Origin of the sequence: Pseudomonas pudica (assembly GCF_015680405.1) — a bacterium.
GTDB classification, from domain to species: Bacteria; Pseudomonadota; Gammaproteobacteria; order Pseudomonadales; family Pseudomonadaceae; genus Aquipseudomonas; species Aquipseudomonas pudica.
This window is the reverse complement of the sequence record NZ_JADLJS010000058.1, coordinates 1-23709: the sequence shown is the minus strand read 5'-3', so window position 1 is coordinate 23709 and position 23709 is coordinate 1. Positions and strand designations below refer to the sequence as shown.

Annotated in this window: 19 protein-coding genes; 9 read left to right on the top strand and 10 right to left on the bottom strand. The window is 64.0% G+C overall.

Going from position 1 to position 23709, the window contains the following annotated elements; genetic code table 11:
• Nucleotides 1-78: 78 nt before the first annotated feature.
• Nucleotides 79-1569 (bottom strand): L-piperidine-6-carboxylate dehydrogenase, encoded by a 1491-nt coding sequence (gene amaB / locus IRZ77_RS24400; RefSeq protein WP_003253547.1) that lies wholly within the window; start codon nt 1567-1569, stop codon nt 79-81.
• 136 nt (nt 1570-1705) lie between these two features.
• Between amaB and IRZ77_RS24395 the strand changes: the two genes are divergently transcribed.
• Nucleotides 1706-2596, top strand: a complete 891-nt coding sequence (locus tag IRZ77_RS24395; protein WP_046613675.1) for a LysR family transcriptional regulator — start codon at nt 1706-1708, stop codon at nt 2594-2596.
• Nucleotides 2597-2780: 184 nt separating this feature from the next.
• A complete protein-coding gene (gene hglS / locus IRZ77_RS24390) occupies nt 2781-4175 on the top strand; it encodes a 2-oxoadipate dioxygenase/decarboxylase HglS (RefSeq protein ID WP_046613676.1) in 1395 nt (464 codons plus the stop codon).
• Between the two features lie 195 nt (nt 4176-4370).
• Here hglS and IRZ77_RS24385 read toward each other — a convergent pair whose 3' ends face one another.
• Nucleotides 4371-5297: a LysR substrate-binding domain-containing protein gene (locus IRZ77_RS24385; protein ID WP_046613677.1), complete on the bottom strand. Its 927-nt coding sequence runs from the start codon at nt 5295-5297 to the stop codon at nt 4371-4373.
• A gap of 155 nt (nt 5298-5452) precedes the next feature.
• On the opposite strand from IRZ77_RS24385, the gene IRZ77_RS24380 reads away from it, so the two are divergent.
• Nucleotides 5453-6841: a NorM family multidrug efflux MATE transporter gene (locus tag IRZ77_RS24380; protein ID WP_085601133.1), complete on the top strand. Its 1389-nt coding sequence runs from the start codon at nt 5453-5455 to the stop codon at nt 6839-6841.
• A gap of 100 nt (nt 6842-6941) precedes the next feature.
• Here IRZ77_RS24380 and IRZ77_RS24375 read toward each other — a convergent pair whose 3' ends face one another.
• Complete coding sequence (locus IRZ77_RS24375; RefSeq protein ID WP_196174541.1) at nt 6942-8609, bottom strand: putative bifunctional diguanylate cyclase/phosphodiesterase; 1668 nt, start codon at nt 8607-8609, stop codon at nt 6942-6944.
• A gap of 254 nt (nt 8610-8863) precedes the next feature.
• On the opposite strand from IRZ77_RS24375, the gene rep reads away from it, so the two are divergent.
• Both rep and IRZ77_RS24365 read left to right on the top strand, forming a co-directional pair.
• Nucleotides 8864-10873, top strand: a complete 2010-nt coding sequence (rep, locus tag IRZ77_RS24370; RefSeq protein ID WP_196174540.1) for a DNA helicase Rep — start codon at nt 8864-8866, stop codon at nt 10871-10873.
• Between the two features lie 65 nt (nt 10874-10938).
• Nucleotides 10939-11511, top strand: coding sequence for a xanthine phosphoribosyltransferase (locus IRZ77_RS24365; protein WP_009683322.1), 573 nt, complete (start codon nt 10939-10941; stop codon nt 11509-11511).
• A 120-nt stretch (nt 11512-11631) separates the two neighbouring features.
• Here the strand turns inward: IRZ77_RS24365 and IRZ77_RS24360 are convergent, their stop codons facing one another.
• The 5 genes from IRZ77_RS24360 to dadA form a co-directional block, all read right to left on the bottom strand.
• Nucleotides 11632-13494: an acetyl-CoA hydrolase/transferase family protein gene (locus IRZ77_RS24360; protein WP_196174539.1), complete on the bottom strand. Its 1863-nt coding sequence runs from the start codon at nt 13492-13494 to the stop codon at nt 11632-11634.
• A gap of 210 nt (nt 13495-13704) precedes the next feature.
• Entirely contained in the window at nt 13705-14109 is a 405-nt protein-coding gene (locus IRZ77_RS24355) for a c-type cytochrome (RefSeq protein ID WP_038408395.1), read from the bottom strand.
• Between the two features lie 154 nt (nt 14110-14263).
• The gene (locus IRZ77_RS24350) at nt 14264-14812 is read right to left on the bottom strand and encodes a cupin domain-containing protein (protein WP_013974777.1); all 549 of its coding nucleotides are present in this window, start codon (nt 14810-14812) and stop codon (nt 14264-14266) included.
• Nucleotides 14813-14921: 109 nt separating this feature from the next.
• Nucleotides 14922-15995 carry an alanine racemase gene (gene alr, locus IRZ77_RS24345; RefSeq protein ID WP_046613682.1) on the bottom strand — a complete coding sequence of 358 codons (1074 nt, stop codon included), beginning with the start codon at nt 15993-15995 and terminating at the stop codon, nt 14922-14924.
• A 146-nt stretch (nt 15996-16141) separates the two neighbouring features.
• Nucleotides 16142-17446: a D-amino acid dehydrogenase gene (gene dadA / locus IRZ77_RS24340; RefSeq protein ID WP_046613683.1), complete on the bottom strand. Its 1305-nt coding sequence runs from the start codon at nt 17444-17446 to the stop codon at nt 16142-16144.
• A 156-nt stretch (nt 17447-17602) separates the two neighbouring features.
• Between dadA and dadR the strand changes: the two genes are divergently transcribed.
• Nucleotides 17603-18091 (top strand): transcriptional regulator DadR, encoded by a 489-nt coding sequence (gene dadR, locus IRZ77_RS24335; protein WP_003258963.1) that lies wholly within the window; start codon nt 17603-17605, stop codon nt 18089-18091.
• 1 nt (nt 18092) lies between these two features.
• On the opposite strand, the gene IRZ77_RS24330 is transcribed toward dadR, so the two are convergent.
• Nucleotides 18093-18446 (bottom strand): YkgJ family cysteine cluster protein, encoded by a 354-nt coding sequence (locus tag IRZ77_RS24330; RefSeq protein WP_013974780.1) that lies wholly within the window; start codon nt 18444-18446, stop codon nt 18093-18095.
• Nucleotides 18447-18645: 199 nt separating this feature from the next.
• Between IRZ77_RS24330 and IRZ77_RS24325 the strand changes: the two genes are divergently transcribed.
• On the top strand, nt 18646-19938 hold the full coding sequence (locus IRZ77_RS24325; protein ID WP_046613685.1) for an NAD(P)/FAD-dependent oxidoreductase: 1293 nt from the start codon (nt 18646-18648) through the stop codon (nt 19936-19938).
• A 144-nt stretch (nt 19939-20082) separates the two neighbouring features.
• Here IRZ77_RS24325 and IRZ77_RS24320 read toward each other — a convergent pair whose 3' ends face one another.
• Nucleotides 20083-20313, bottom strand: coding sequence for a DUF1127 domain-containing protein (locus tag IRZ77_RS24320; protein WP_039612328.1), 231 nt, complete (start codon nt 20311-20313; stop codon nt 20083-20085).
• Nucleotides 20314-20491: 178 nt separating this feature from the next.
• On the opposite strand from IRZ77_RS24320, the gene IRZ77_RS24315 reads away from it, so the two are divergent.
• Both IRZ77_RS24315 and IRZ77_RS24310 read left to right on the top strand, forming a co-directional pair.
• Nucleotides 20492-21922, top strand: coding sequence for an aminotransferase-like domain-containing protein (locus IRZ77_RS24315; protein ID WP_196174538.1), 1431 nt, complete (start codon nt 20492-20494; stop codon nt 21920-21922).
• Nucleotides 21923-21982: 60 nt separating this feature from the next.
• Nucleotides 21983-23539 carry a phospholipase D family protein gene (locus IRZ77_RS24310; protein ID WP_046613687.1) on the top strand — a complete coding sequence of 519 codons (1557 nt, stop codon included), beginning with the start codon at nt 21983-21985 and terminating at the stop codon, nt 23537-23539.
• Nucleotides 23540-23709 lie beyond the last annotated feature (170 nt).

The following is a 23709-nucleotide window of genomic DNA, read 5'->3' as shown; positions in this document are numbered from 1 at the left end:
AGCCAGCTCCCACAGATTACGATCCCTGTGGGAGCTGGCTTGCCGGCGAAACGGGGGCAAAGCCCCCGCCTGCGGACATCAGTCGAACACGATACCCTGCGCAAGCGGCAGCTCGCGCGAGTAGTTCACGGTGTTGGTCTGGCGACGCATGTAGCCTTTCCAGGCATCCGAACCGGACTCACGGCCACCGCCAGTTTCCTTCTCGCCACCGAACGCACCGCCGATCTCGGCGCCGCTGGTGCCGATGTTGACGTTGGCGATGCCGCAGTCGCTGCCCGAGGCGCTCTGGAAGCGTTCGGCTTCACGGATGTCGGTGGTGAAGATGCACGACGACAGACCTTGTGGCACTTCGTTGTTCAGGCGCAGGGCCTCTTCGAAGTCGTCGTAGGCCAGCACGTACAGGATCGGGGCGAAGGTTTCGTGGCGCACCACGTCGCTCTGCGCCGGCATTTCGGCGATGGCAGGCGATACGTAGTAGGCGTTCGGGTACTGGTCGGCCAGCTGACGCTCGCCACCAAATACCTGGCCACCTTCGTCGCGGGCCTTGGCCAGCGCGCCCTGCATGGCATCGAACGACTGCTTGTCGATCAGCGGGCCCACCAGGTTGTCCTTGCGTGGGTCACCGATGCGCACCTTGCCGTAGGCGGCTTTGACGCGGGCAACCACTTCGTCCTTGATCGAACGGTGCACGATCAGGCGGCGCAGGGTGGTGCAACGCTGGCCGGCGGTGCCGACTGCGGAGAACAGGATGCCACGCACGGCCAGGTCGAGGTCGGCGCTCGGGGCCAGGATCATGGCGTTGTTACCACCCAGCTCGAGGATGCTGCGGCCGAAGCGGGCAGCCACACGTGGGCCGACTTCGCGACCCATGCGGGTGCTGCCCGTGGCGCTGACCAGCGGTACGCGCGGGTCGTCGACCATGGCTTCGCCGGCTTCACGGCCGCCGATCACCAGTTGTGCCAGGCCAGCCGGGGCATCACCAAAGGCTTTCAGGGCCTTTTCGAACAGCGCCTGGCAGGCCAGGGCGGTCAGCGGGGTCTTCTCGGACGGTTTCCATACCACCGAGTTACCGGCGACCAGGGCCAGGGCGGTGTTCCAGGCCCAGACTGCGACCGGGAAGTTGAAGGCGCTGATAACGCCAACCACGCCCAGCGGGTGCCAGGTTTCACGCATGTGGTGGCCAGGGCGTTCGGAAGCGATGGTCAGGCCGTACAGCTGGCGCGACAGGCCAACGGCGAAGTCACAGATGTCGATCATTTCCTGCACTTCGCCCAGGCCTTCCTGGGTGATCTTGCCGGCTTCGATCGAAACCAGCTCGCCGAGGTCGGCCTTGTGCTCACGCAGCACTTCGCCGAACAGGCGCACCAGCTCGCCGCGGCGCGGGGCCGGCACGCTGCGCCAGGCTTCGAAGGCGCTCTGGGCCTGATCGATGCGGGCGATGGTCTCGGCCTTGCCGAGCAGTTTCACCGAGGCGATCTGGCTGCCGTCGATCGGCGTGTGAACAGGGTAGTCGCCCTGGGTGTAAGCCTCGGCAGCAACGCCAAGGCGCTCGAGCAGTCCAGCAACCATTTGTGCATCTCCTACATCGGGTGATGGGGTGGAAAAATGATGTGGATCAGTATTAATCCGATCACACCGGTGCAACAAACGACCTTTATTCCGCATATCATTCCGTCAGGTAATGATTTGAGCCGCAGAGACCGCTATGTCCAAACGCCTGGTGCCCTCCATGACCGCCCTGCAGTGCTTCGAAGCTGCAGCCCGCCATTTGAGCTTTACCCGTGCCGCCGAAGAGCTGCACCTGACCCAGAGCGCGGTCAGCAAGCAGGTGGCGCAGCTTGAAGACATGCTGCGCCACCACCTGTTCCTGCGTATCCGCCGCCGCCTGCAGCTGACGCCCGCGGGCAGCTTGTACCTGGCCGAGGTCAACAAGATCCTCACCCAGGTGGATATGTCCAGCCGCTACGTGCTCACCTACGGCGAACAGACCGAGATATTGAAGGTAGCCACTCAGCCGAGTTTTGGTGTGCGCTGGTTGATCCCGCACCTCAAGGGCTTTGGCAAGCGCCACAGCAACATCCACCTGGACATCCGCAACGAGATGGAGCCATTCGCGCTGCTGCAGGGCTCGGCGGACGTGGTGTTCTTCTATGGCCAGGGCACCTGGCCGGGGGCCACCTGCGTGGAGCTGTTCGGTGAGGAGGTGGTGCCGGTGTGCGCGCCGGAGTTGCTGGCCGGGCGTGAACTGAATGATGCCGGGGAGCTGGCGGACCTGGTGTTGCTGCAAAGCACCTCGCGGCCCGAGGCCTGGCACGAGTGGTTCCTGGAGTTGGGATTGCAGAGCGTCAGCGCCTATCACGGGCCGCGCTTCGATACCTTCTACATGGCCTTGAGCGCAGCGCAGGCCGGGTGCGGGGTGGCGTTGGTGCCGCGCTACCTGGCGGCGAAAGAGCTGGCCGAGGGCAGTTTGGTGGTGCCGTGGAACCATGCGATGCGCAGTGCCGGGGCGCATTACCTGGCGTATGCCGAGCATGCGGCGGAAGTGCCCAAGGTCAGGGCGTTGGTGGAATGGATTCGTGAGCAGCTTCAGGCTTGAGGGCCTCTTCGCGGGTGAACCCGCTCCCACAGGTATCGCGCAAGGCCTGGGCCCTGTGAGGTACCCGCGAAAGGGCCCTTGAGGTCGATCAAAAAAGGAATGACACACTCACTTTTTTTCGCTTGTGAGCAAAGTGCATTCCCAGCTTTCATGTAAGCGTCCGAACCCAACCAGGAAGCTAGCGATGCCCGCCCACGATTTCGTCAGCCCCGACAGCATCCGCGCGCAGTTCTCTGCCGCCATGTCGCTCATGTACAAACAGGAAGTGCCCCTTTACGGCACGCTGCTGGAGCTGGTGAGCGAAATCAACCAGCAGGTCATGGCCCAGCAACCCGAGGTTGCCGAGGCCCTGCGCTGGACCGGCGAAATCGAGCGCCTGGATCAGGAGCGCCACGGTGCCATCCGTGTCGGCACCGCCGCAGAGCTGGCCACCATCGCCCGGTTGTTCGCGGTCATGGGCATGCAGCCGGTCGGCTACTACGACCTCAGTTCCGCCGGTGTGCCGGTGCATTCCACCGCCTTCCGCGCGGTGCACGAGCAGTCGCTGCACGTCAGCCCGTTCCGCGTGTTCACCTCGCTGCTGCGCCTGGAACTGATCGACAACCCGCAACTGCGCGAGCTGGCAGAAAGCATCCTGGCCAAGCGCCAGATCTTCACCACCCGCGCCCTCGAGCTGATCGCCCAATGCGAGCGCGATGGTGGCCTGAACGCCGCCGATGCCGATGCGTTCGTGCATGAAGCGCTGCACACGTTCCGCTGGCACCATGACGCTACCGTCACTGCCGAGCAGTACCAGCAGTTGCACGACCAGCACCGCCTGATCGCCGATGTGGTGGCCTTCAAGGGCCCGCACATCAACCACCTGACCCCGCGCACCCTGGACATCGATGCAATCCAGCTCGGCATGCCGGCCAAGGGCATCCCGCCAAAGGCCGTGGTCGAAGGCCCGCCCACCCGTCGTCACCCGATCCTGTTGCGCCAGACCAGCTTCAAGGCCCTGCAGGAAAAGGTAGCGTTCAGCGACCAGCAGGGCAGCGAAGGCAGCCATACCGCACGCTTCGGCGAAATCGAGCAACGCGGCGCGGCGCTGACGCCGAAAGGTCGCCAGCTGTACGACAAGCTGCTCGACGCCACCCGCGCCGCCCTGGGTGGCGCCCCGGCCGAGGCCAATGCCGAACGCTACATGGCGTTGCTGAAGGACACCTTTGCCGAATTCCCGGATGACCTGGCACAGATGCGTGAACAGGGGCTGGCCTACTTCCGCTACTTCGCCACCGAGAAAGGCTTGGCTGCGCGCGACCAGGACGGCCGCCCAACCACATTGGAAGGGCTGATCGAGGCTGGCCATGTGCACTTCGAGGCGTTGGTGTACGAGGACTTCCTGCCGGTGAGCGCGGCGGGGATCTTCCAGTCCAACCTCGGTGACGATGCGCAGGCCGAGTACGGCAGCAACGCCAACCGCGATGCATTTGAAGCAGCGCTTGGGCTGCAGGTGCAGGATGAGCTGGCGTTGTATGCGCAGAGCGAGCGTCGGTCGCTGCAGGCGTGTGCACAGGCTTTGAACCTGGGCTCGATGTAAGGCTGTAGATCGCAGGGGCCGCTTCGCGGCCCTATCGCCGGCAAGCCAGCTCCCACAGTATCGCAGCGAGCCTGAGGCAAATGCAGTCCCTGTGGGAGCTGGCTTGCCGGCGATGAGGCCAGGGCAGGCAACACAGACAGTTGCTCCCAAACCTGTGGGAGCGGGCAAGCCCGCGAAGAAGGCCGGTACAGGCAATCAGAGGGGCGGCAGGATCTGCACATCCGGCAAATCCATCGCCGCCACCTCCTCTTCCAGAAACGCGCTCAAACGCCGCAACCGCTCGCCCCCTGGCCGAGTGCGCGGCCACACCAGGTAATAATCCATCCCGCTGGGCACCGCCGTCGGCCAAGGCAGGCTCAAGCGCCCCTGCGCCACATCCTCGGCCACCATCAGCAAATCACCCATGGAAATGCCATAGCCACGCGCCGCGGCAATCATGCCCAGCTCCAGGGTGTCGAACACCTGCCCGCCCTTGAGCGAAACCTTGTCACTCAGCCCCATGCGCTCCAACCATTCTCGCCAGTCGCGTTTGTCCACCGTGGGATGCAGCAGCTCTATGCAGGCCAGCCGGCGCTCGTCCCAGGGCTCCTCGTCGAGCAGGTCTGGCGCACCCACGGGGATCAGCAGCTCCGGGAACAACTTGCGCACTTCCCATTCCGGCGGGAACACCCCGTCGCTGAGCAACACCGCGCAATCGAACGGCTCCTGGTTGAAGTCCACATGGTCGACATCCATCCAGGCGCTGGTCAGCTGCACCTCGTTGCCAGGCTGCAAATGGCGAAAGCGGCTAAGGCGCGCCAGCAACCAGCGCATGGTCAGGGTCGAGGGGGCCTTCATGCGCAGGATGTCATCCTCACCGCGCAAGGTATCGCAAGCCCGCTCCAGCGCGGCAAAGCCTTCACGCACACCGGGCAGCAACACCCGCGCGGCTTCGGTCAGTTGCAGGCTGCGGCCGCTGCGGACGAACAGGCGGCAGGCAAAATGCTCCTCCAGCGTGCGGATATGCCGGCTGACCGCGCTCTGGGTAATAGACAGCTCTTCGCCGGCACGGGTGAAGGAGCTCAGCCGCGCGGCGGCTTCGAATGCGCGCAGGGCATACAGCGGGGGGAGCTGACGGGACATGAGGCACCTGCCATACGGGGCTGTGAAATGAATCACCGGAAAGCATATATACATGAGTCAGACTCATGCCAATGATCGCTTTTATCCTTTTGTGCAAAGTTGACCAAAGCCTCAGAATCGCCCTTCGTTGATCACCCTAGGAAAAGGACTGCCCCATGCATGTCGCGCCCACCACAGAACTCAAGGCTTTGCTGCGCCTGGCCGGGCCGCTGATCGCCTCGCAGTTGGCGCACATGCTGATGGTGCTGACCGATACCCTGATGATGGCCCGCATCAGCCCGCAAGCCTTGGCTGGCGGCGGCCTGGGCGCGGCGAGTTACTCGTTCGTGTCGATCTTCTGCCTTGGCGTGATCGCTGCGGTCGGCACCCTGGTAGCCATTCGCAAGGGCGCCAACGACATCGAGGGCGCCACCCGCCTGGCGCAGGGTGGCCTGTGGCTGGCCTGGGGCCTGGCGCTGTTCGCTGCGCTCGTGCTGTGGAACCTGGAGCCGGTACTGCTGCTGTTCGGGCAAAAGCCCGAGAACGTTGCCTCGGCCGCCGAATTCCTCACCCTGCTGCCACTGGCCCTGCCCGGCTACCTGACTTTCATGGCCTTGCGCGGCTTTACCAGCGCGCTGGGCCGCTCGACCCCGGTGATGGTCATCAGCCTGGTCGGCACGGTGCTCAACTACCTGTTCAACGTGGCACTGATCGAAGGCATGTTCGGCCTGCCCAAGCTGGGCCTGATGGGCATCGGCCTGGTCACCGCAGTGGTGTCGATGGGCATGGCCATCGCCTTGGCGCTCTATATCCGCTGGCACCCGGCCTATGCCGCCTACCCACTGCGCAAGGGCCTGTCGCGCCCGTCGTTGCCGGCCCTGCGCGAGCTGTGGCGGCTGGGCCTGCCGATTGGCGGCACCTACATGGTGGAAGTCGGCCTGTTCGCCTTTGCCGCGCTGTGCATGGGCGTGCTGGGCAGCACCGAGCTGGCGGCGCACCAGATCGCCCTGCAGATCGTCTCCACGGCGTTCATGGTGCCGACCGGGTTGTCGTATGCGGTGACCATGCGCGTGGGGCTGTACTACGGCGCTGGCAACCTGCTGGCGGCACGCAGCGCCGGGCGGGTGGGCATCGGCTTCGGGGCGATGATCATGTTTGCCTTCGCCGCGCTGTTCTGGCTGCTGCCCGATGCTCTGGTGGGGCTGTTCATCGACCGTGACGACCCGGCATTTGCGGCGATCTTCCAGCTGGCGGTGCAGTTGCTGATGGTGGCTGCGTGGTTCGAGCTGTTCGATGGCATGCAGACGATCGCGATGGGCTCGATCCGTGGGCTGAAGGATGCCAAGACCACCTTCCTGATCGGCCTGGTCTGCTACTGGCTGGTGGGGGCGCCGAGCGCCTGGCTGTTCACCTTTACCCTGGGCGGTGGCGCGGTCGGGGTGTGGTGGGGGCTGGCGTTGGGGCTGGCGTGCGCAGCGGTGGCACTGACCTTTGGCTTTGAGTGGCGCATGAAGCGGCTCTTGGGCAAGGCCGGGATTGGTGGCGCGGCGGCGGCTTCGGCCTGACTTGCGGGCCTCTTCGCGGGTAAACCCGCTCCCACAGGGAATGCGCAGAGTCTGAAACTTGTGCAAAGCCTTTGGGAGCGGGTTCACCCGCGAAGAGGCCCTAAAGGGCCGCGCCCAACTGGCCGCCGGTCGCCTGCAGCAAAAACTCCATCAGTTCCCCCACCGGCAGCGGCTTGCTGACCAGGAAGCCTTGAACCTGGTCACAGCCAAACCCGCGCAGCAACGCCATCTGCTCTTCGCTCTCCACCCCTTCGGCCACCACCTCCAGGTTGAGGTTGTGCGCCAGGTTGATCATGGCGTGCACCAGCTTGCGGTTCTCCTCGCGCATTTCCATTTCCGCGACAAAGCTGCGGTCCACCTTGAGCAAGGTGATCGGCAGGCTGTTGAGGTGCACGAACGAAGAAAACCCGGTACCGAAATCATCGAGCGAAAAGCGCACGCCCAGTCGCCCCAGGGCGTCCATGGTCTGGCGCACCAGTTCGTTGCGGCGCATCACCGCCGTTTCGGTCAGTTCGAACTCCAGCCAGCGAGCATCCACGCCATGTTCGAGAATCAGGCGGCTCAAGGTCGCCAACAGCTGACTGTCCTGGAACTGGCGGAAGCTCAGGTTGACCGCCATGTGCAGCGGCTCCAGGCCGCGCTCGCACAGCGCCTGCATGTCGCGCAGGGCACGGGAAATCACCCAGTAGCCCAGCGGGACGATCAGGCCGCTCTGCTCGGCCAGCGGCACGAACTCGCTTGGCGGCAACAGGCCGCGCTCGGCATGCCGCCAGCGCACCAGCGCCTCGAGGCCGACGATGCGCCCGTCGGCCAGGTTCAACCGCGGCTGGTAATGCAGCTCCAACTCGTCCCGGCGCAGGGCGCGGCGCAGTTCGCTTTCCAGGTCGGCAAGGCTGCGGGCGTTACGGTTGATGCGTTCGTTGAACACATGGAACGTGCAACCCTGGCTGCCCTTGGCCTGGCGCATGGCGATGTGCGCGTGCCACATCAGCGGGTCTGCACCACCCTGAGCGCGAGCATGGGCCAGGCCCAGGCTGCAGCCCAGCAGCAGGCTTTCGCCGTCGATCCAGTAGGGTTCGGCCAACGCCTCGACAATCCGCTCGGCAATCGATTCGGCACGATTGGGGTCGCGTCGGGTGTCGATCAGCAGGGCGAACTCGTCGCTGCCCAGGCGCGCCAGCTGGTCGCCCGCCTCCAGTTGCTGTTTCAGGCGCGCCACCACCTGCAGGATCAGGCGGTCGCCACTCTGGTGGCCGAGGGCGTCGTTGACGTGGCGGAAGTTGTCCAGGTCCAGGTGGCCGAGGGCAAGGCCACGGCCGTCATTCTCGGCCAGGCGCGCGGTCAGCAAGGCCTGGAAGCCCTGGCGGTTGGCGATGCCGGTCAGCGGGTCCTGCTCGGCCAGGCGCTGCAAGGTCGCCACCAGCACGCCGCGCTCGCGCACATGGCGCAGCGAGCGGCGCAATGTGTCGGCATTGAGCTGGTCACGCACCAGCCAGTCGCTGACAGCGGTGGGCGCTAGCTGGGGCTCGTGGTCGAGCAGCAGGATGGTCGGCAACTCGCAGCGCCCGGGCGCGGGCTGCAGGGCCGGGGTTGCCAGCACGACAGCCTGGCGGTCCTGGTTGAACAGGCTGTCGACCGACTCCCAGTTCGGCGCCGTCAGCAGTACGGCGCTGCCACCCAGGCCAGGCGTGCACTCGCGCAGCAGCGCCCCCCATTCCGGCTCATCGGCCAACAGCAGCAAACGCAATGGTTCGACAGGCGTGGACAAGCGGGCTCCTTAGGGCTTCACGGTGCAACGGAAACTGGCGGGTATGCTACTGCATTAATGAAAATGATTTTCAATTTAATACATGTTTTTACGGGTGTAGCATCCCGACGTATTTTGTCGTGCATCCTGCGCGAAACTGCGCCAGCCGGCAAATCCCGTTTACATATTTGACTCAGACGTCAGACGGTCGCGCCACAAACGCCCCATGCCTGTTAGAATGCGCGGCTATTTTCTGGCGACCCCCGGTTTCTAGCATGTCCCGACTCAATCCCCGGCAGCAGGAAGCCCGTGACTATGTCGGCGGCCCTCTTTTGGTGCTCGCTGGTGCAGGCTCGGGCAAGACCAGCGTGATCACGCGCAAGATTGCCCACCTCATCCAGAACTGCGGCATCCGTGCCCAGTACATCGTGGCGATGACCTTCACCAACAAGGCCGCGCGCGAGATGAAGGAGCGGGTCGGCACCCTGCTGCGCCCGGGGGAAGGGCGAGGCCTGACGGTGTGCACGTTCCACAACCTGGGCCTGAACATCATCCGCAAGGAGCACGAGCGCCTGGGCTACAAGCCAGGTTTCTCGATCTTCGACGAGTCCGACATCAAGGCGTTGCTGTCGGACATCATGCAGAAGGAATACTCCGGCGACGACGGCATCGACGAGATCAAGAACATGATCGGTGCCTGGAAGAACGACCTGATCCTGCCCACCGAGGCCCTGGAGAAGGCGCGCAACCCGCGCGAGCAGACCGCCGCCATCGTCTACACCCACTACCAGCGCACGCTCAAGGCGTTCAACGCGGTGGATTTCGACGACCTGATCCTGCTGCCGGTCAAGCTGTTCCAGGCGCACCCCGATGTGCTGGAGCGCTGGCAGAACCGCGTGCGCTACCTGCTGGTGGACGAATACCAGGACACCAACGCCAGCCAGTACCTGCTGGTGAAGATGCTGATCGGCATGCGCAACCAGTTCACCGTGGTGGGTGACGACGACCAATCGATCTATGCCTGGCGTGGCGCCCGGCCGGAAAACCTGATGCTGCTCAAGGAGGACTACCCCTCCCTGAAAGTGGTGATGCTGGAGCAGAACTACCGCTCCACCAGCCGCATCCTGCGCTGCGCCAACGTGCTGATCGCCAACAACCCGCACGCGTTCGAGAAGCAGCTGTGGAGCGAGATGGGCGTGGGCGACGAAATCCGCGTCATCCGCTGCAAGAACGAGGAAGCCGAGGCCGAACGCGTGGCCATGGAAATCCTCACCCTGCACCTGCGCACCAACCGCCCGTACAGCGACTTCGCCATCCTCTATCGCGGCAACTACCAGGCCAAGCTGATCGAACTGAAGCTGCAGCACCACCAGGTGCCGTATCGCCTGTCGGGTGGCAACAGCTTCTTCGGCCGCCAGGAGGTCAAGGACCTGATGGCCTACCTGCGCCTGCTGGTGAACCCGGACGATGACAACGCCTACCTGCGGGTGATCAACGTACCGCGCCGTGAAATCGGCTCCACCACCCTGGAAAAACTCGGCAACTACGCCACCGAGCGTGGCATTTCGATGTACGCCGCCAGCGAGGAGCTTGGCCTGGGCGAGCATCTGGACGCCCGCTATACCGAGCGTTTGCAGCGCTTCAAGCACTGGCTGGACGGGGTGCGCCAAAAGGTTGCCCTGGAAGACCCGATTGCCGCGCTGCACGAGATGATCCGCGACATCGACTACGAGAACTGGATCCGCCAGCAGACTGCCAGCGACAAGGCTGCCGAGTTCCGCATCAGCAACGTCTGGTTCCTGGTCGAAGCGCTGAAGAACACCCTCGAGAAGGACGAAGAGGGTGACATGACCATCGAGGACGCCATCGGCAAGCTGGTACTGCGCGACATGCTCGAGCGCCAGCAGGAAGAGGAAGAGAACGCCGAAGGTGTGCAGATGATGACCCTGCATGCCTCCAAGGGCCTGGAATTCCCCTACGTGTTCATCATGGGCATGGAAGAGGAAATCCTCCCGCACCGTTCCAGCATCGAGGCCGACACCATCGAGGAGGAACGCCGCCTGGCCTACGTGGGCATCACCCGCGCGCGCCAGACCCTCGCCTTCACTTTCGCCGCCAAGCGCAAGCAGTACGGTGAAATCATCGACTGCACGCCCAGCCGGTTCCTCGACGAACTGCCACCGGAAGACCTGGCCTGGGAAGGCCTGGACGATGCGCCGGTCGAGGTAAAGGCCGCACGCGGCAACAACGCCCTGGCCGATATCCGGGCAATGCTCAAACGCTGATCAACCATTACTCTCTAACTTTGCCGCTATTTGCGGCGACCTTTGTTACATCGAGGAATACCACAGTGGAAGCACTGCATCAGAAGATTCGCGAAGAAGGCATCGTGCTTTCCGATCAGGTTCTCAAAGTCGATGCGTTTCTCAACCACCAGATCGACCCTGCGCTGATGCAGCTGATCGGTGACGAGTTCGCCCGCCTGTTCGCCGACGCGGGCGTGACCAAGATCGTCACCATCGAAGCCTCGGGCATTGCCCCGGCGGTGATGACTGGCCTGAAACTGGGCGTGCCGGTGATCTTCGCTCGCAAGCACCAGTCGCTGACCCTCACCGAGAACCTGCTGACCGCCTCGGTGTATTCCTTCACCAAGCAGACCGAGAACACCGTGGCCATCTCGCCGCGTCACCTGAACAGCAGCGACCGCGTGCTGGTGATCGACGACTTCCTGGCCAACGGCAAGGCGTCGCAGGCACTGATCTCGATCATCAAGCAGGCCGGCGCCACCGTGGCCGGCCTGGGTATCGTGATCGAGAAGTCGTTCCAGGGCGGCCGTGCCGAGCTGGACAGCCAGGGCTATCGCGTTGAGTCCCTGGCCCGGGTGAAGTCGCTGGAAGGTGGTGTGGTTACCTTCATCGAGTAAGCCTGTAGCGGCCCTATCGCCGGCAAGCCAGCTCCCACAGGGAACTCACAGGACCCAAGCCTTGCGCAGTACCTGTGGGAGCTGGCTTGCCGGCGATGGCTGCAAAGCAGCCCCGGCAACTCATCCGGTTGCCGCCAACCCAGCCAGCAGCAACCGCTGGTAAAGGTCTTCCTTCAGCCCCTGCGGCTGGTCCAGCTGCATCCGCGCAAGGTGCCTCGCATAGCCCTCTGGCCCCGGCGCATCCAGCGCTGCCTTGCCCAGCTCCAATAGCTCGCTCAGCTTGAACTTGCTCTTCAACCAGTTCAGTGCCCGCAGCAAATCCCGCTCCTCAGCCGTAAAGTCCGTGCCCAGCGGATACTCCGGGAAAAACCGCGAGTGCCGCGCCCGGATTGCCTCCAGCCGCTGCGGCGTATTGTCGGCAAAGCACGCCTCCAGTTGAAAATCTTTGGCCAGCTTGCCGGCGTCCTTTGCCTGCTCGATCAGCCCCTGCTGGAACCGCGAATCACATACCGCCAGCAACCGCGCAATCACCTCGCTGTCGGTCTGCCCACGCAGGTCGGCAATGCCGTACTCGGTCACAACGATATCGCGCAGGTGCCGGGGGATGGTGCAATGGCCATAGTTCCAGAACAGGTTCGAGGTCACCTCCCCACCCGCCTCACGCCAGCTGCGCAGCAGCAGGATCGAACGCCCACTCTCCAGCGCATGGCCCTGGGCGACGAAGTTGTATTGTCCGCCCACGCCACTGAGTACCCGACCATCCTCCAGCTGGTCGGCCACCCCGGCGCCGAGCAGGGTCATGCCGAATACAGTGTTGATGAAGCGCGCATCACGGCGTTGGCGGCGCTTGAGCTCCTCCTGCCCATACAGCTCGTTGATGAAGCTGATACGCGTCATGGCAAACCGTGCACGTTGCTCCAGCGGCATGTCGCGCAAGCGCTGGTAGAACGCTTGGGGGCCGAGGAAGAAACCGCCATGCAGCACTGCCGCCCCCTGCTCGTCCGCCGGGCGCCGCAACAGGCCCGCTTCGGCCAGCGCCAGCAGGCCGTTGACGAACATCTCGCTGCAGCCGTACAAGCCTTGGGCGAAGGTGTCCACCCCCCCTTCCCGTTCGATCAGCGCTTGCCACGAGCCAGCACCCAGCGCGTCGAGCACGGCACGATAACCAGCGTTGTCACCCTGGCGCGCCAGCAATGCGGCAGCTACCGCATCGCCCATGGCACCAATGCCGATCTGTAGCGTGCCGCCGTCGCGAACCAGGCTGCTGGCGTGCAGGCCAATGCAGTGGTCCTGGGTGTTGACCGGCATGTTCGGCGTGGAGAACAGGCGGCGTTGCTCGGCTGTATCGATCAGCAGGTCGAACGTATCGATGGGTAGCTCGGCGTCACCCGGCATGTAAGGCAGCTCGGCATGCACCTGGCCGAGCATGAGGATGGTCTCGCCGGCGGCGCGACGCTTGGCGATCATTGGCAGCAGGTCGAGGGTGATGTCGGGGTTGCAGGCCAGGCTCAGGTGCACCGGCCTCTCGGGGGTGGCGGCCACCAGCTGCGCGATCAGGTTCAGGCCCTTGGAGTTGATGTCGCGTGCGGCGTGGCTGTAGTTGCTGCTGATGTAGCTCTGCTGGGCCGACGCGCTGTGCAGCAGGCTGCCGGGCTGCATGAAGAACTGCTCGACGCGAACGTTGGATGGCAACGAGTCGTTGCGCAGGTCGGTGAGGTAGGCGAGTTCTTCGTAGTCGGCAAAAACGCGGTCGACAAAGGGTTCGAGAAAGCGCCGTTGCAAACCGTCACCCAGTGGCGGGCGGCCGAGGGACAGGGCCGTGTAGATGGTCAGCTGCCGTTCAGGCAGATCGCGGATGCGAGTGTAAAGCGCATTGACGAAGGCGTTGGGCTTGCCCAGGCCCAGCGGCAGGCCCATGTGGATGTGGGCTGGCAGGCGCGACAGGACTTGCTCGACGGCCTGGTCGATGGAGCAGAGGTGCATCGGGGCCTCCTGAGACATCCATGGGTTCAGGGGTTGGACATGGGCTTAGGTGGGTTGGTTGCCTGTGCCGGCCCGTTTGCGGCTAAAGCCGCTTGTATGGTGATGCTTGAAGGGGTGGTTGGAGCGGCTTTAGCCGCGAAAGGGCCGGTACAGGCACCACAAAAACAAAGCCCGCCATCAATGGCGGGCCTCATGCAATTCAGCTGTTTCTCACAGCCCGGACATCTTCTTGATCGCCCCTTTCAGGTCGTCATCCGAGCAGTCCGCGCAGGTGCCTTTCGGTGGCATGGCGTTGATGCCGGTAATGGCCTTGGCCAGGATGCCGTCCAGGCCGCCCTGGTGGTCGGCGCGTTCCTTCCACGCCGCGGTATCGCCAATCTTCGGTGCGCCGAGCAGGCCGGAGCCATGGCAGGCATTGCAGTGCTTGGCGATGATCTCGTCCGGCGTCTTGGCACCACCGCCACCTGCGGCGGCGGCCACTTCCATGCCCTTGCACTCTTGGCCCTGGACGCACACCTGGCCAACCGGCTCCAGGCGCTTGGCGATGTCATCGTTGGTCGCAGCGGTTGCGCTCATTGCCCAGAGGGCGAATACGGCTGCTGGTACGGCCAGCATCTTCTTGATTTGGTTCACGCGAACACCCTCATGGTGGCTAATCACGCTCGCGGCCACGGATTGGCGAGCGTTGAAAAGTATAGCGGGAACCCAGAGGCCGTGAAACGACCCCACACAGGAAAGGGGTATTGCCGAATCAATGCACTGCGCTGGATCAAAAGTTTGAAGGCGTCGCCGCACTGATCAGCCGCGCCGGCCGGTCGAACGGGTTGCGAAAGCGGTGCGGGCGGGTGCTTTCGAAGTAGTAGCTGTCACCCTCTTCAAGGATGAAGATCTCGTTGCCGACCACCAGCTCAAGGCGGCCTTCAAGCAGGATGCCGGTTTCTTCGCCGTCGTGGGTAAGCATTTCGGCCCCCGTATCGGCACCCGGTGGATACACCTCGGTGAGAAAGGCGATGGCACGGTTGGGGTGCGACTTGCCGACCAGCTTCATGGTCACCGCACCGTCGGAGATGTCGATCAGCTCATGGGCCTTGTAAACGATCTGCGTGGGGCTTTCAGGTTCCAGTTCGACCGAAAAGAACTCGACCATGGACATGGGAATGCCGCTCAGCACCTTGCGCAGCGAGCTGATCGACGGGCTCACGCTGTTCTTCTCGATCATCGAGATGGTGCTGTTGGTCACGCCGGCACGCTTGGCGAGTTCACGCTGGGACAGGCCCTTGAGCTTGCGGATGGCTTGCAGTCGTTCGCCGACGTCCAAAGCTGGAGCCTCCTGAAACGGTGGAAAGGGGGGTGGATGTGAACGATATCATGGCAATGCCGTTCAGTATTTACAACACACCGCCCCTCAACCTGTCCGCTTCAGCGTGTCATTCGCCGACGTAGTCCCGAGGTACCCGCTTCAGGTTGCAGAAAATCTGGTACGGAATGGTACCCGCGTGCGCCGCCACTTCACTGGCCAGCACATGCTTGCCCCACAGTTCGACCGGACTGCCTACGGTGGCTTCCGGCACATCGGTCAGGTCGATACTGAGCATGTCCATCGACACTCGGCCGATCAGTTGGGCGCGCTTGCCGGCGACCAGTACCGGGGTACCGTTGGGCGCCTGGCGTGGGTAGCCATCGGCATAGCCCATGGCGACCACGCCAACGCGGGTTGGCCTTGGGCTGACGAACTTGGCGCCATAGCCCACCGGCTCGCCGGCAGGCAGCTCGCGCACGCTGATCACCCGCGATTGCAGGGTCATCACCGGTTGCAAGCGCTCGGCCTCGGCCTGGGCCACTTCGAACGGAGTGGCGCCGTACAGCATCAGGCCCGGGCGCACCCAGTCGCTGGGGGCCTGCGGCCAGCCCAGCACACCGGGAGAGTTGCGCAGGCTGCACTCGGCGGCCAGGCCCTGGCGAGCGGCCTCGAACACGGCAATCTGCTGGGCGGTAGCGTCGGCCTCCAGTTCGTCGGCGCGAGCGAAGTGGCTCATCAGCACGATGCGCGCGACCTTGCCGCTGGCCAGCAGGCGCTGGTAGGCCTCGTGGTAATCCTTGGGGTGCAGGCCGACGCGGTGCATGCCGCTGTCGAGCTTGAGCCAGACGGTGAGCGGCTTGTGCAGCTGGGTCTTTTCGATCGCTTCCAGTTGCCACAGCGAGTGCACCACGCACCACAGGTCGTGCTCGGCGATCAGGGCCAGTTCGCTGGCTTCGAAGAAGCCTTCCAGCAGCAGTACCGGGGCCTTGATACCGGCGGCGCGCAGCTCCAACGCTTCTTCGATGCAGGCCACGGCAAAGCCGTCGGCTTCGGCCTCCAGGGCCAGGGCGCAGCGCACGGCGCCGTGACCGTAGGCGTCGGCCTTGATCACGGCGAGGGCTTTGGCACCGGTCAGTTCACGGGCCAGACGGTAGTTGTGGCGCAGGGCCTGAAGGTCGATCAGAGCGCGGGCGGGACGCATGGCGGCTGCCTTATGGTGGTTCACAGGTTGAAAACGGTGTTGGGGTCTTCGCGGCTAAAGTCGCCCCCACAGGGGACCGCACAATGCCCAAGCACATGCGATCCCTGTGGGAGCGGCTTTAGCCGCGAAGAGGCCGGTGCAGGCTATTACTGCTGGTGAGCCGGCGCAGTCTGCCCGTGCTTGGCCACTTCCGGGCTGTTGCCATAACGGGAAATGTCCAGGCCTTCGGCACTGATCTGCGGCTTCTTGCGCGCAATCAGGTCGGCCAGCAGGCGACCGGAGCCGCACGCCATGGTCCAGCCCAAAGTACCGTGACCGGTGTTCAGGAACAGGTTGCGGAACGCCGTGGCACCAACGATCGGCGTGCCGTCCGGGGTAGCCGGGCGCAGGCCGGTCCAGAAGCTGGCCTGGCTCAGGTCACCGCCGCGAGGATAAAGGTCGTTGACGATCATCTCCAGCGTTTCGCGCCGACGCGGGTTCAGCGACAGGTCAAAACCGGCGATTTCAGCCATGCCGCCGACGCGGATGCGGTTGTCGAAACGGGTGATGGCGACCTTGTAGGTCTCGTCGAGAATGGTCGAGGTCGGGGCCATGTCGCCGTTGGTGATCGGCACGGTCAGCGAGTACCCCTTCAGCGGGTACACCGGGGCCTTGATGCCCAGCGGCTTGAGCATCTGCGGCGAGTAGCTGCCCAGCGCCAGCACGTAACGGTCGGCGGTTTCCAGCTTGCCATCGATCCACACGCCATTGATGCGGTCACCCGCAAAGTCCAAGCGCTGGATGTCCTGACCGAAACGGAACTCCACACCCAGCTTCACGGCCATTTCGGCAAGCTTGGTGGTGAACAGCTGGCAGTCGCCAGTCTGGTCGTTGGGCAGGCGCAGGGCGCCGGCCAGGATGTCCTTGACGCCAGCCAGGGCCGGCTCGACGCGGACAATGCCGTCGCGGTCGAGCAGCTCGTAAGGCACGCCGGACTGTTCCAGCACGGCAATGTCCTTGGCTGCGGCATCTACCTGGGCTTGAGTACGGAACAGCTGGGTAGTCCCCAGGCTGCGGTTTTCGTAGGCAATACCGGTTTCGGCGCGCAGCTCGTCGAGGCAGTCACGGCTGTACTCGGACAGTCGCACCATGCGCTCCTTGTTCACCGCGTAACGGCTGGCGGTGCAGTTGCGCAGCATCTGTGCCATCCACAGGTACTGGTCGACGTCGCCGGTGAGCTTGATGGCCAGAGGCGCGTGGCGTTCCAGCAACCATTTGATGGCCTTCAGCGGCACGCCTGGGGCGGCCCAGGGCGAGGCATAGCCGGGCGAGATCTGGCCTGCGTTGGCAAAGCTGGTTTCCATGGCCACCGCCGGCTGGCGATCGACCACCGTCACTTCGAAACCTTGCCGGGCCAGATAGTAGGCACTGGCGGTTCCGATCACACCGCTACCAAGTACCAGAACTCGCATCGTTTTATCCCTCGCACGCGGCGCGCCGCAGACTTTTATTGAAATGGCATGAATGCGCGCAGTATAGGAATTTGAACGCAGTGCAATTCACTATATAAAAGCCTATTATTGGCGAGAATTCTCGGCAAAATCGCCTTTCACGGAGGGGCATCCCCTATGAGAACCCAGCACCAGAGCAAGCGTGAACTGGACAAGATCGACCGTAACATCCTGCGTATCCTGCAGAATGACGGGCGTATTTCCTTCACCGAACTGGGCGAGAAAGTCGGGCTTTCCACCACCCCTTGCACCGAGCGGGTCCGCCGCCTGGAGCGCGAGGGCATCATCATGGGCTACAACGCCCGCCTGAACCCGCAGCACCTCAAGGGCAGCCTGCTGGTGTTCGTGGAAATCAGCCTGGACTACAAATCGGGCGACACCTTCGAGGAGTTCCGCCGCGCTGTTCTGAAGCTGCCCCACGTGCTGGAATGCCACCTGGTTTCAGGCGACTTCGATTACCTGGTGAAGGCGCGTATTTCCGAGATGGCCTCGTACCGCAAGCTGCTCGGCGACATCCTGCTGAAGCTGCCGCACGTGCGCGAATCGAAGAGCTACATCGTGATGGAAGAGGTGAAGGAGAGCCTTTGCCTGCCGATCCCGGACTGAGTCAGACCAGCACCTGGCGGGTGGTGGCAATGAACTGGTGGACCAGCTGCTCGGCAGCGGGTTCGATCATCTGTTCAGGGCCACGGCCACGCGGGCAGGCCAGCCGCGGGGTGGTGCCGAACAGGCGGCAGATCATCGGGCGTTCTTCATACACCGTGCAGCCGTTGGGGCCCAGGTGCACACAGTCCAGGCGCTCCAGGGCGGCGTCCTGCTCGGCCTGGGACTTGCGCGGCAGACGGGCCATTTCTTCCGCCGAAGTTGTGACCGGGCCGCAGCAGTCGTGGCAGCCGGGCTCGCACTCGAAGGAAGGGATGAGTTCGCGCAGGAAGTGGATCTTGTGGCGGTTGCAGGACATGGCAAGGTACAAGTTTGAGAGCTGAGGTTGGATTATAGGGCCAATCGCCGGCAAGCCGGCTCCCACAGGTACACCGCCGGTCTCAAGTGCCACGCGGACCCTGTGGGAGCTGGCTTGCCGGCGATGAGGCCGGTTGCCCCTCCCCAAAGCCCCGGCTTATCCTCCTCCCCCTCAGCCCACCAGCCTCAGGACCTGCCCAATGATCCACAGCGCGCAGCATGCCGCCTCCTATTACGCCGCCAGCAGCGCGCCACACCCCGACCACTCCTTCCTGCAAGGCGAGCACAGCGCCGACGTGTGCATCGTAGGCGGCGGTTACTCCGGCCTGAACACCGCCATCGAACTGGCCGAGCGCGGCTTCTCGGTCATCCTGCTGGAGGCGCGCAAGCTCGCTTGGGGCGCCAGCGGGCGCAATGGTGGGCAACTGATCCGTGGCGTCGGCCACGGCCTGGAACAGTTCCTCCCGGTCATCGGCGAGGAAGGCGTGCGCAGCCTTAAACTGATGGGCCTGGAAGCCGTGCAGATCGTCCGCGAGCGGGTCGAAAGGCATGCCATCGCCTGCGACCTCACCTGGGGTTACTGCGACCTGGCCAACAAACCCGCCGAACTGCTGGGCTTTGCGGAGGATGCCGAAGAACTGCGCGGCCTCGGCTACGCACATGAACTGCGCCTGGTCGGCAAGGACGATATCCACAGCGTGGTCGGCGCCGACTGCTATGTCGGCGGGCTGGTCGACATGGGCTCCGGGCACCTGCACCCGCTCAACCTGGCTCTGGGTGAGGCTGCCGTGGCCAGCCGCCTGGGCGTGAAGCTGTTCGAGCAGTCCGAGGTCACACGCATCGACTACGGCCCGGAATTACAGGTGCACACCGCCCAGGGCCGGGTACGTGCCAAGACCCTGGTGCTGTGCTGCAACGCCTACCACAACGACCTCAACCGCGAACTGGGCGGCAAAGTGCTGCCAGCCGGCAGCTACATCATCGCCACCGAGCCGCTGGGCGAGGAGCGTGCCCATTCACTGCTGCCGCAGAACATGGCGGTGTGTGACCAGCGCGTGGCACTGGACTATTACCGCCTGTCCGCCGACCAGCGCCTGTTGTTCGGCGGTGCCTGCCACTATTCAGGCCGCGACCCGAAGGACATCGCTGCCTACATGCGGCCAAAGATGCTCAAGGTTTTCCCGCAACTGGCCGACGTGCGCATCGACTACCAGTGGGGCGGCATGATCGGCATCGGTGCCAACCGCCTGCCGCAGGTTGGCCGCCTGGCCAGCCAGCCGAACGTGTATTACGCCCAGGCATACTCCGGCCATGGGCTCAACGCCACCCACCTGGCTGCGCGTCTGCTCGGCGAAGCCATCAGCGGCCAGGAAAGCGGGCGGTTCGACCTGTTTGCCAAGGTGCCGCACATCACCTTCCCCGGCGGCAAGCACCTGCGCTCGCCGCTGCTGGCGCTGGGGATGCTGTGGCATCGCCTGAAGGAGCTGATCTGAAAGCTGCGCACTGCCCCTTGTGGGAGCGGCCTTGCGTCGCGAAAGGGCTGCGAAGCAGCCCCGGCAATTTATGCAGCGATGCAAATATCCTGGGGCCGCTGTGCGGCCCTTTCGCGACACAAGGCCACTCCCACAACGATCGCATCAATCTTTCCAGAAGGGCTTACGCCCCTCGGTCCGGGCCTGCTCCCAGCTCAGCCCGATATCGCGCAACTCGTCATCGGTCAACTGCAGCAGCGCCCTGCGGGTGTGCCAGCGATGCAGCATCAGCCCCCAACGCCCCAAACCTTCCGGCGCGTTGAACACCTTTGCTTGCTGCCCGGCTTCCAGTTCCTTGGCCAACAGTTGCAAGCGCACATCGCTCATGCCACCCATCACCGCATCCTCTCGTTCAGTTGATACCGTGAAGAAAGCATGCGCTTCGGCATTACCCGCAATACAGATCCAATACAGCCTTATTATTCCCATACAGAATTGGCCGCAGGCCTACTGAATGCTGTATTTTCGGCGCAACTGTACTGGTCGCCACGCTATTGCAGCGAAGGAGTATGCCGTGACCCTTTACCTGAACCTTGCCGAACTGCTCGGTGCGCGCATTGAACAGGGCCTCTACCGCCCCGGCCAGCGCCTGCCGTCAGTGCGCGCCCTGAGCGTCGAGCACGGGGTCAGCCTGAGCACCGTGCAGCAGGCCTACCGCATGCTGGAAGACAGCGGCATGGTCTCGCCCAGGCCCAAGTCCGGCTACTTCGTCAACGACCACCGTCACCTGCCGGCCCTGCCCGCCGTCAGCCGCCCGGCCCAGCGCCCGGTGGACATCTCGCAATGGGAGCAGGTGCTGGAACTGGTGCGCAGCACCCCACGCCAAGGAGTGATCCAGCTAGGCCGCGGTATGCCCGACATCGACAGCCCCACCCTCAAGCCACTGCTGCGCAGCCTCGCCCAGCTGAGCAGGCGGCAGGACATGCCCGGCCTGTACTACGACAACATCCACGGCAACCTGGCCCTGCGCGAACAGGTGGCCCGGCTGATGCTCGACTCCGGCTGCCGCCTGGGCCCGGGCGACCTGGTGATAACCACCGGCTGCCATGAGGCGCTGTCATGCAGCATCCGCGCGGTATGCGAACCGGGCGATATCGTCGCTGTCGACTCCCCCAGCTTCCACGGCGCCATGCAGACCCTCAAGGGCCTGGGCATGAAAGCCCTGGAAATCCCCACCGACCCGGTCACCGGCATCAGCCTCGAGGCGCTGGAACTGGCCCTGGAGCAGTGGCCGATCAAGCTCATCCAGATCACCCCCAGCTGCAACAACCCGCTCGGCTACATCATGCCCGAGGCCCGCAAGAAGGCCCTGCTGAGCCTGGCCCAGCGCTACGACGTGGCGATACTCGAAGATGATGTATACGGCGACCTGGCCTACACCTACCCGCGCCCACGCACTCTCAAGTCGTTTGACGACGACGGCCGCGTGCTGCTTTGCAGTTCGTTCTCCAAGACCCTCGCCCCCGGCCTGCGAATAGGCTGGGTCGCGCCCGGTCGTTATCTGGAGCGGGTGCTGCACATGAAGTACATCAGTACCGGCAGCACGGCCAGTCAGCCGCAGTTGGCCATTGCCGACTTCATCGCCGGCGGGCACTACCAACCCCACGTGCGGCGCATGCGCAACCAGTACCAGCGTGGCCGCGACCTGATGAGCGACTGGGTGACTCGCTACTTCCCGGCGGGCACCCGGGTCAGCCGGCCGCAAGGTGGCTTCATGCTATGGGTGGAATTACCTGAACATTTCGATACGCTGCGCCTGAACCGGGCTTTACTGGAGCAGGACGTGCAGGTTGCCGTGGGCAGCATCTTCTCGGCGTCGGGCAAGTTCCGCCACTGCCTACGCATGAACTTCGCCGCGCGGCCGACGCCGCAGATCGAAGTCGCCGTGCGCAAGGTGGGTGAAACCGCCCTTCGTCTACTGGATGAAGAAACCGCCGGCGCGTAACTTTGCGCTGCCCGCCACGGTCCAACCTATCAAGCCTTTGCTGCACAGGACGATCTACCCTTGAGACTCCAGCGAGCTCTGCCTCTGCTGCTGGTGCTACTGCTCGGCCTTGCCGGCTGTGCCAGCGTCGGCACGCCCCGCGAAACCAGCCAGGCGCTACCCGCCAAAGACTCGGCCTTCGGCCGCTCGGTACTGCGCCAGGCCGCGCCCTATGGTGGCCGCTCGGGCTTTCGCCTGCTGCCCAACAGCAACGAGGCGTTCCGCGCCCGCGCCGAACTGATCCGCAACGCCCAAGCGAGCATCGATCTGCAGTACTACATCGTCCACGATGGCCTCAGCACCCGCGCCCTGGTGCATGAACTGCTGCGCGCCGCCGACCGGGGCGTGCGCGTGCGCATTCTGCTCGACGACACCACCAGCGACGGCCTGGACGTCATCATGGGCACTCTCGATGCCCACCCGAACATTCAGATACGTGTGTTCAACCCGCTGCACCTGGGCCGCAGCACCGGCGTGACGCGTGCGGTTGGCCGCCTCTTCAACCTGTCGCGTCAGCATCGGCGCATGCACAACAAGCTGTTCCTGGTGGACAACAGCATGGCCATCGTCGGCGGGCGCAACCTGGGCGATGAGTATTTCGATGCCGAACCCAACCTCAACTTCACCGACATCGACTTGCTGGGCGTCGGCCCGGTGGCCGAACAGCTTGGTCACAGCTTCGACCAATACTGGAACAGCGCCCTGAGCCGGCCGATTACCGACTTCCTCTGGCGCGACCCGGACGCCAGCGACCTGCGCGCCAGCCGCCACCGCCTGGAAGTCTCGCTGGCCGAAGCCAGGACCCAGCGCAAAGCCCTGTATGACCGCTTGATGGCCTACCAGTCGCAGCCACGCCTGGATGTGTGGCGCAACGAGCTGATCTGGGCCCATGCCCAGGCGCTGTGGGATGCGCCAAGCAAAGTGCTGGCCGATGACGAACCGGACCCGCAACTACTGCTGACTCAGCAACTGGCCCCTGACTTGAGCAAGGTACAACACGAACTGATCCTGGTATCTGCGTACTTCGTACCCGGCGAGTCCGGCCTGCTGTACCTGACCCACAGCGCCGACGCGGGCATCTCGGTCAAGCTGTTGACCAACTCGCTTGAGGCTACCGACGTGCCGGCAGTGCATGGCGGCTATGCGCCGTATCGGCGGGCGCTGCTGGAGCATGGCGTGCAACTGTACGAGCTGCGTCGCCAACCCGGCGACCCCAGCGCCCGGCACAGCTTGAGCTTCCACGGCAGCTCGGACTCGAGCTTGCACAGCAAGGCGATCGTGTTCGACCGGCGCAAGACCTTCATCGGCTCGTTCAACTTCGACCCGCGTTCGGTATTGTGGAATACCGAGGTCGGGGTGCTCGTGGACAGTCCGGAGCTGGCTGAGTACACCCGCGCGCTGGCGGTACAGGGCATGGCCCCGGCCTTGAGCTACCAACCGACGCTGGTGGGGAACCAGATGGTATGGGTGACAGAGGAAAATGGCAGGCGGCGCATGCTCACGTCCGAACCGGGCGGGATGTGGCGGCGGTTCAATGCCTGGATCAGCAAGGCGGTTGGCCTGGAGAAGATGTTGTAGCGGCGATTGCTGGGGGCGCTCTGCGCCCCTTTCGCGACACAAGGCCGCTCCCACAAAGGTGCAGCGTACGCCGATCAAATGTGGGAGATTCTATGGTTGTGGGCAATGCTTTTTGCCCCCTTTGCTCATGTATTCGCCTTGAGTCTTCATCAAGGCGAATGCAATTCTGG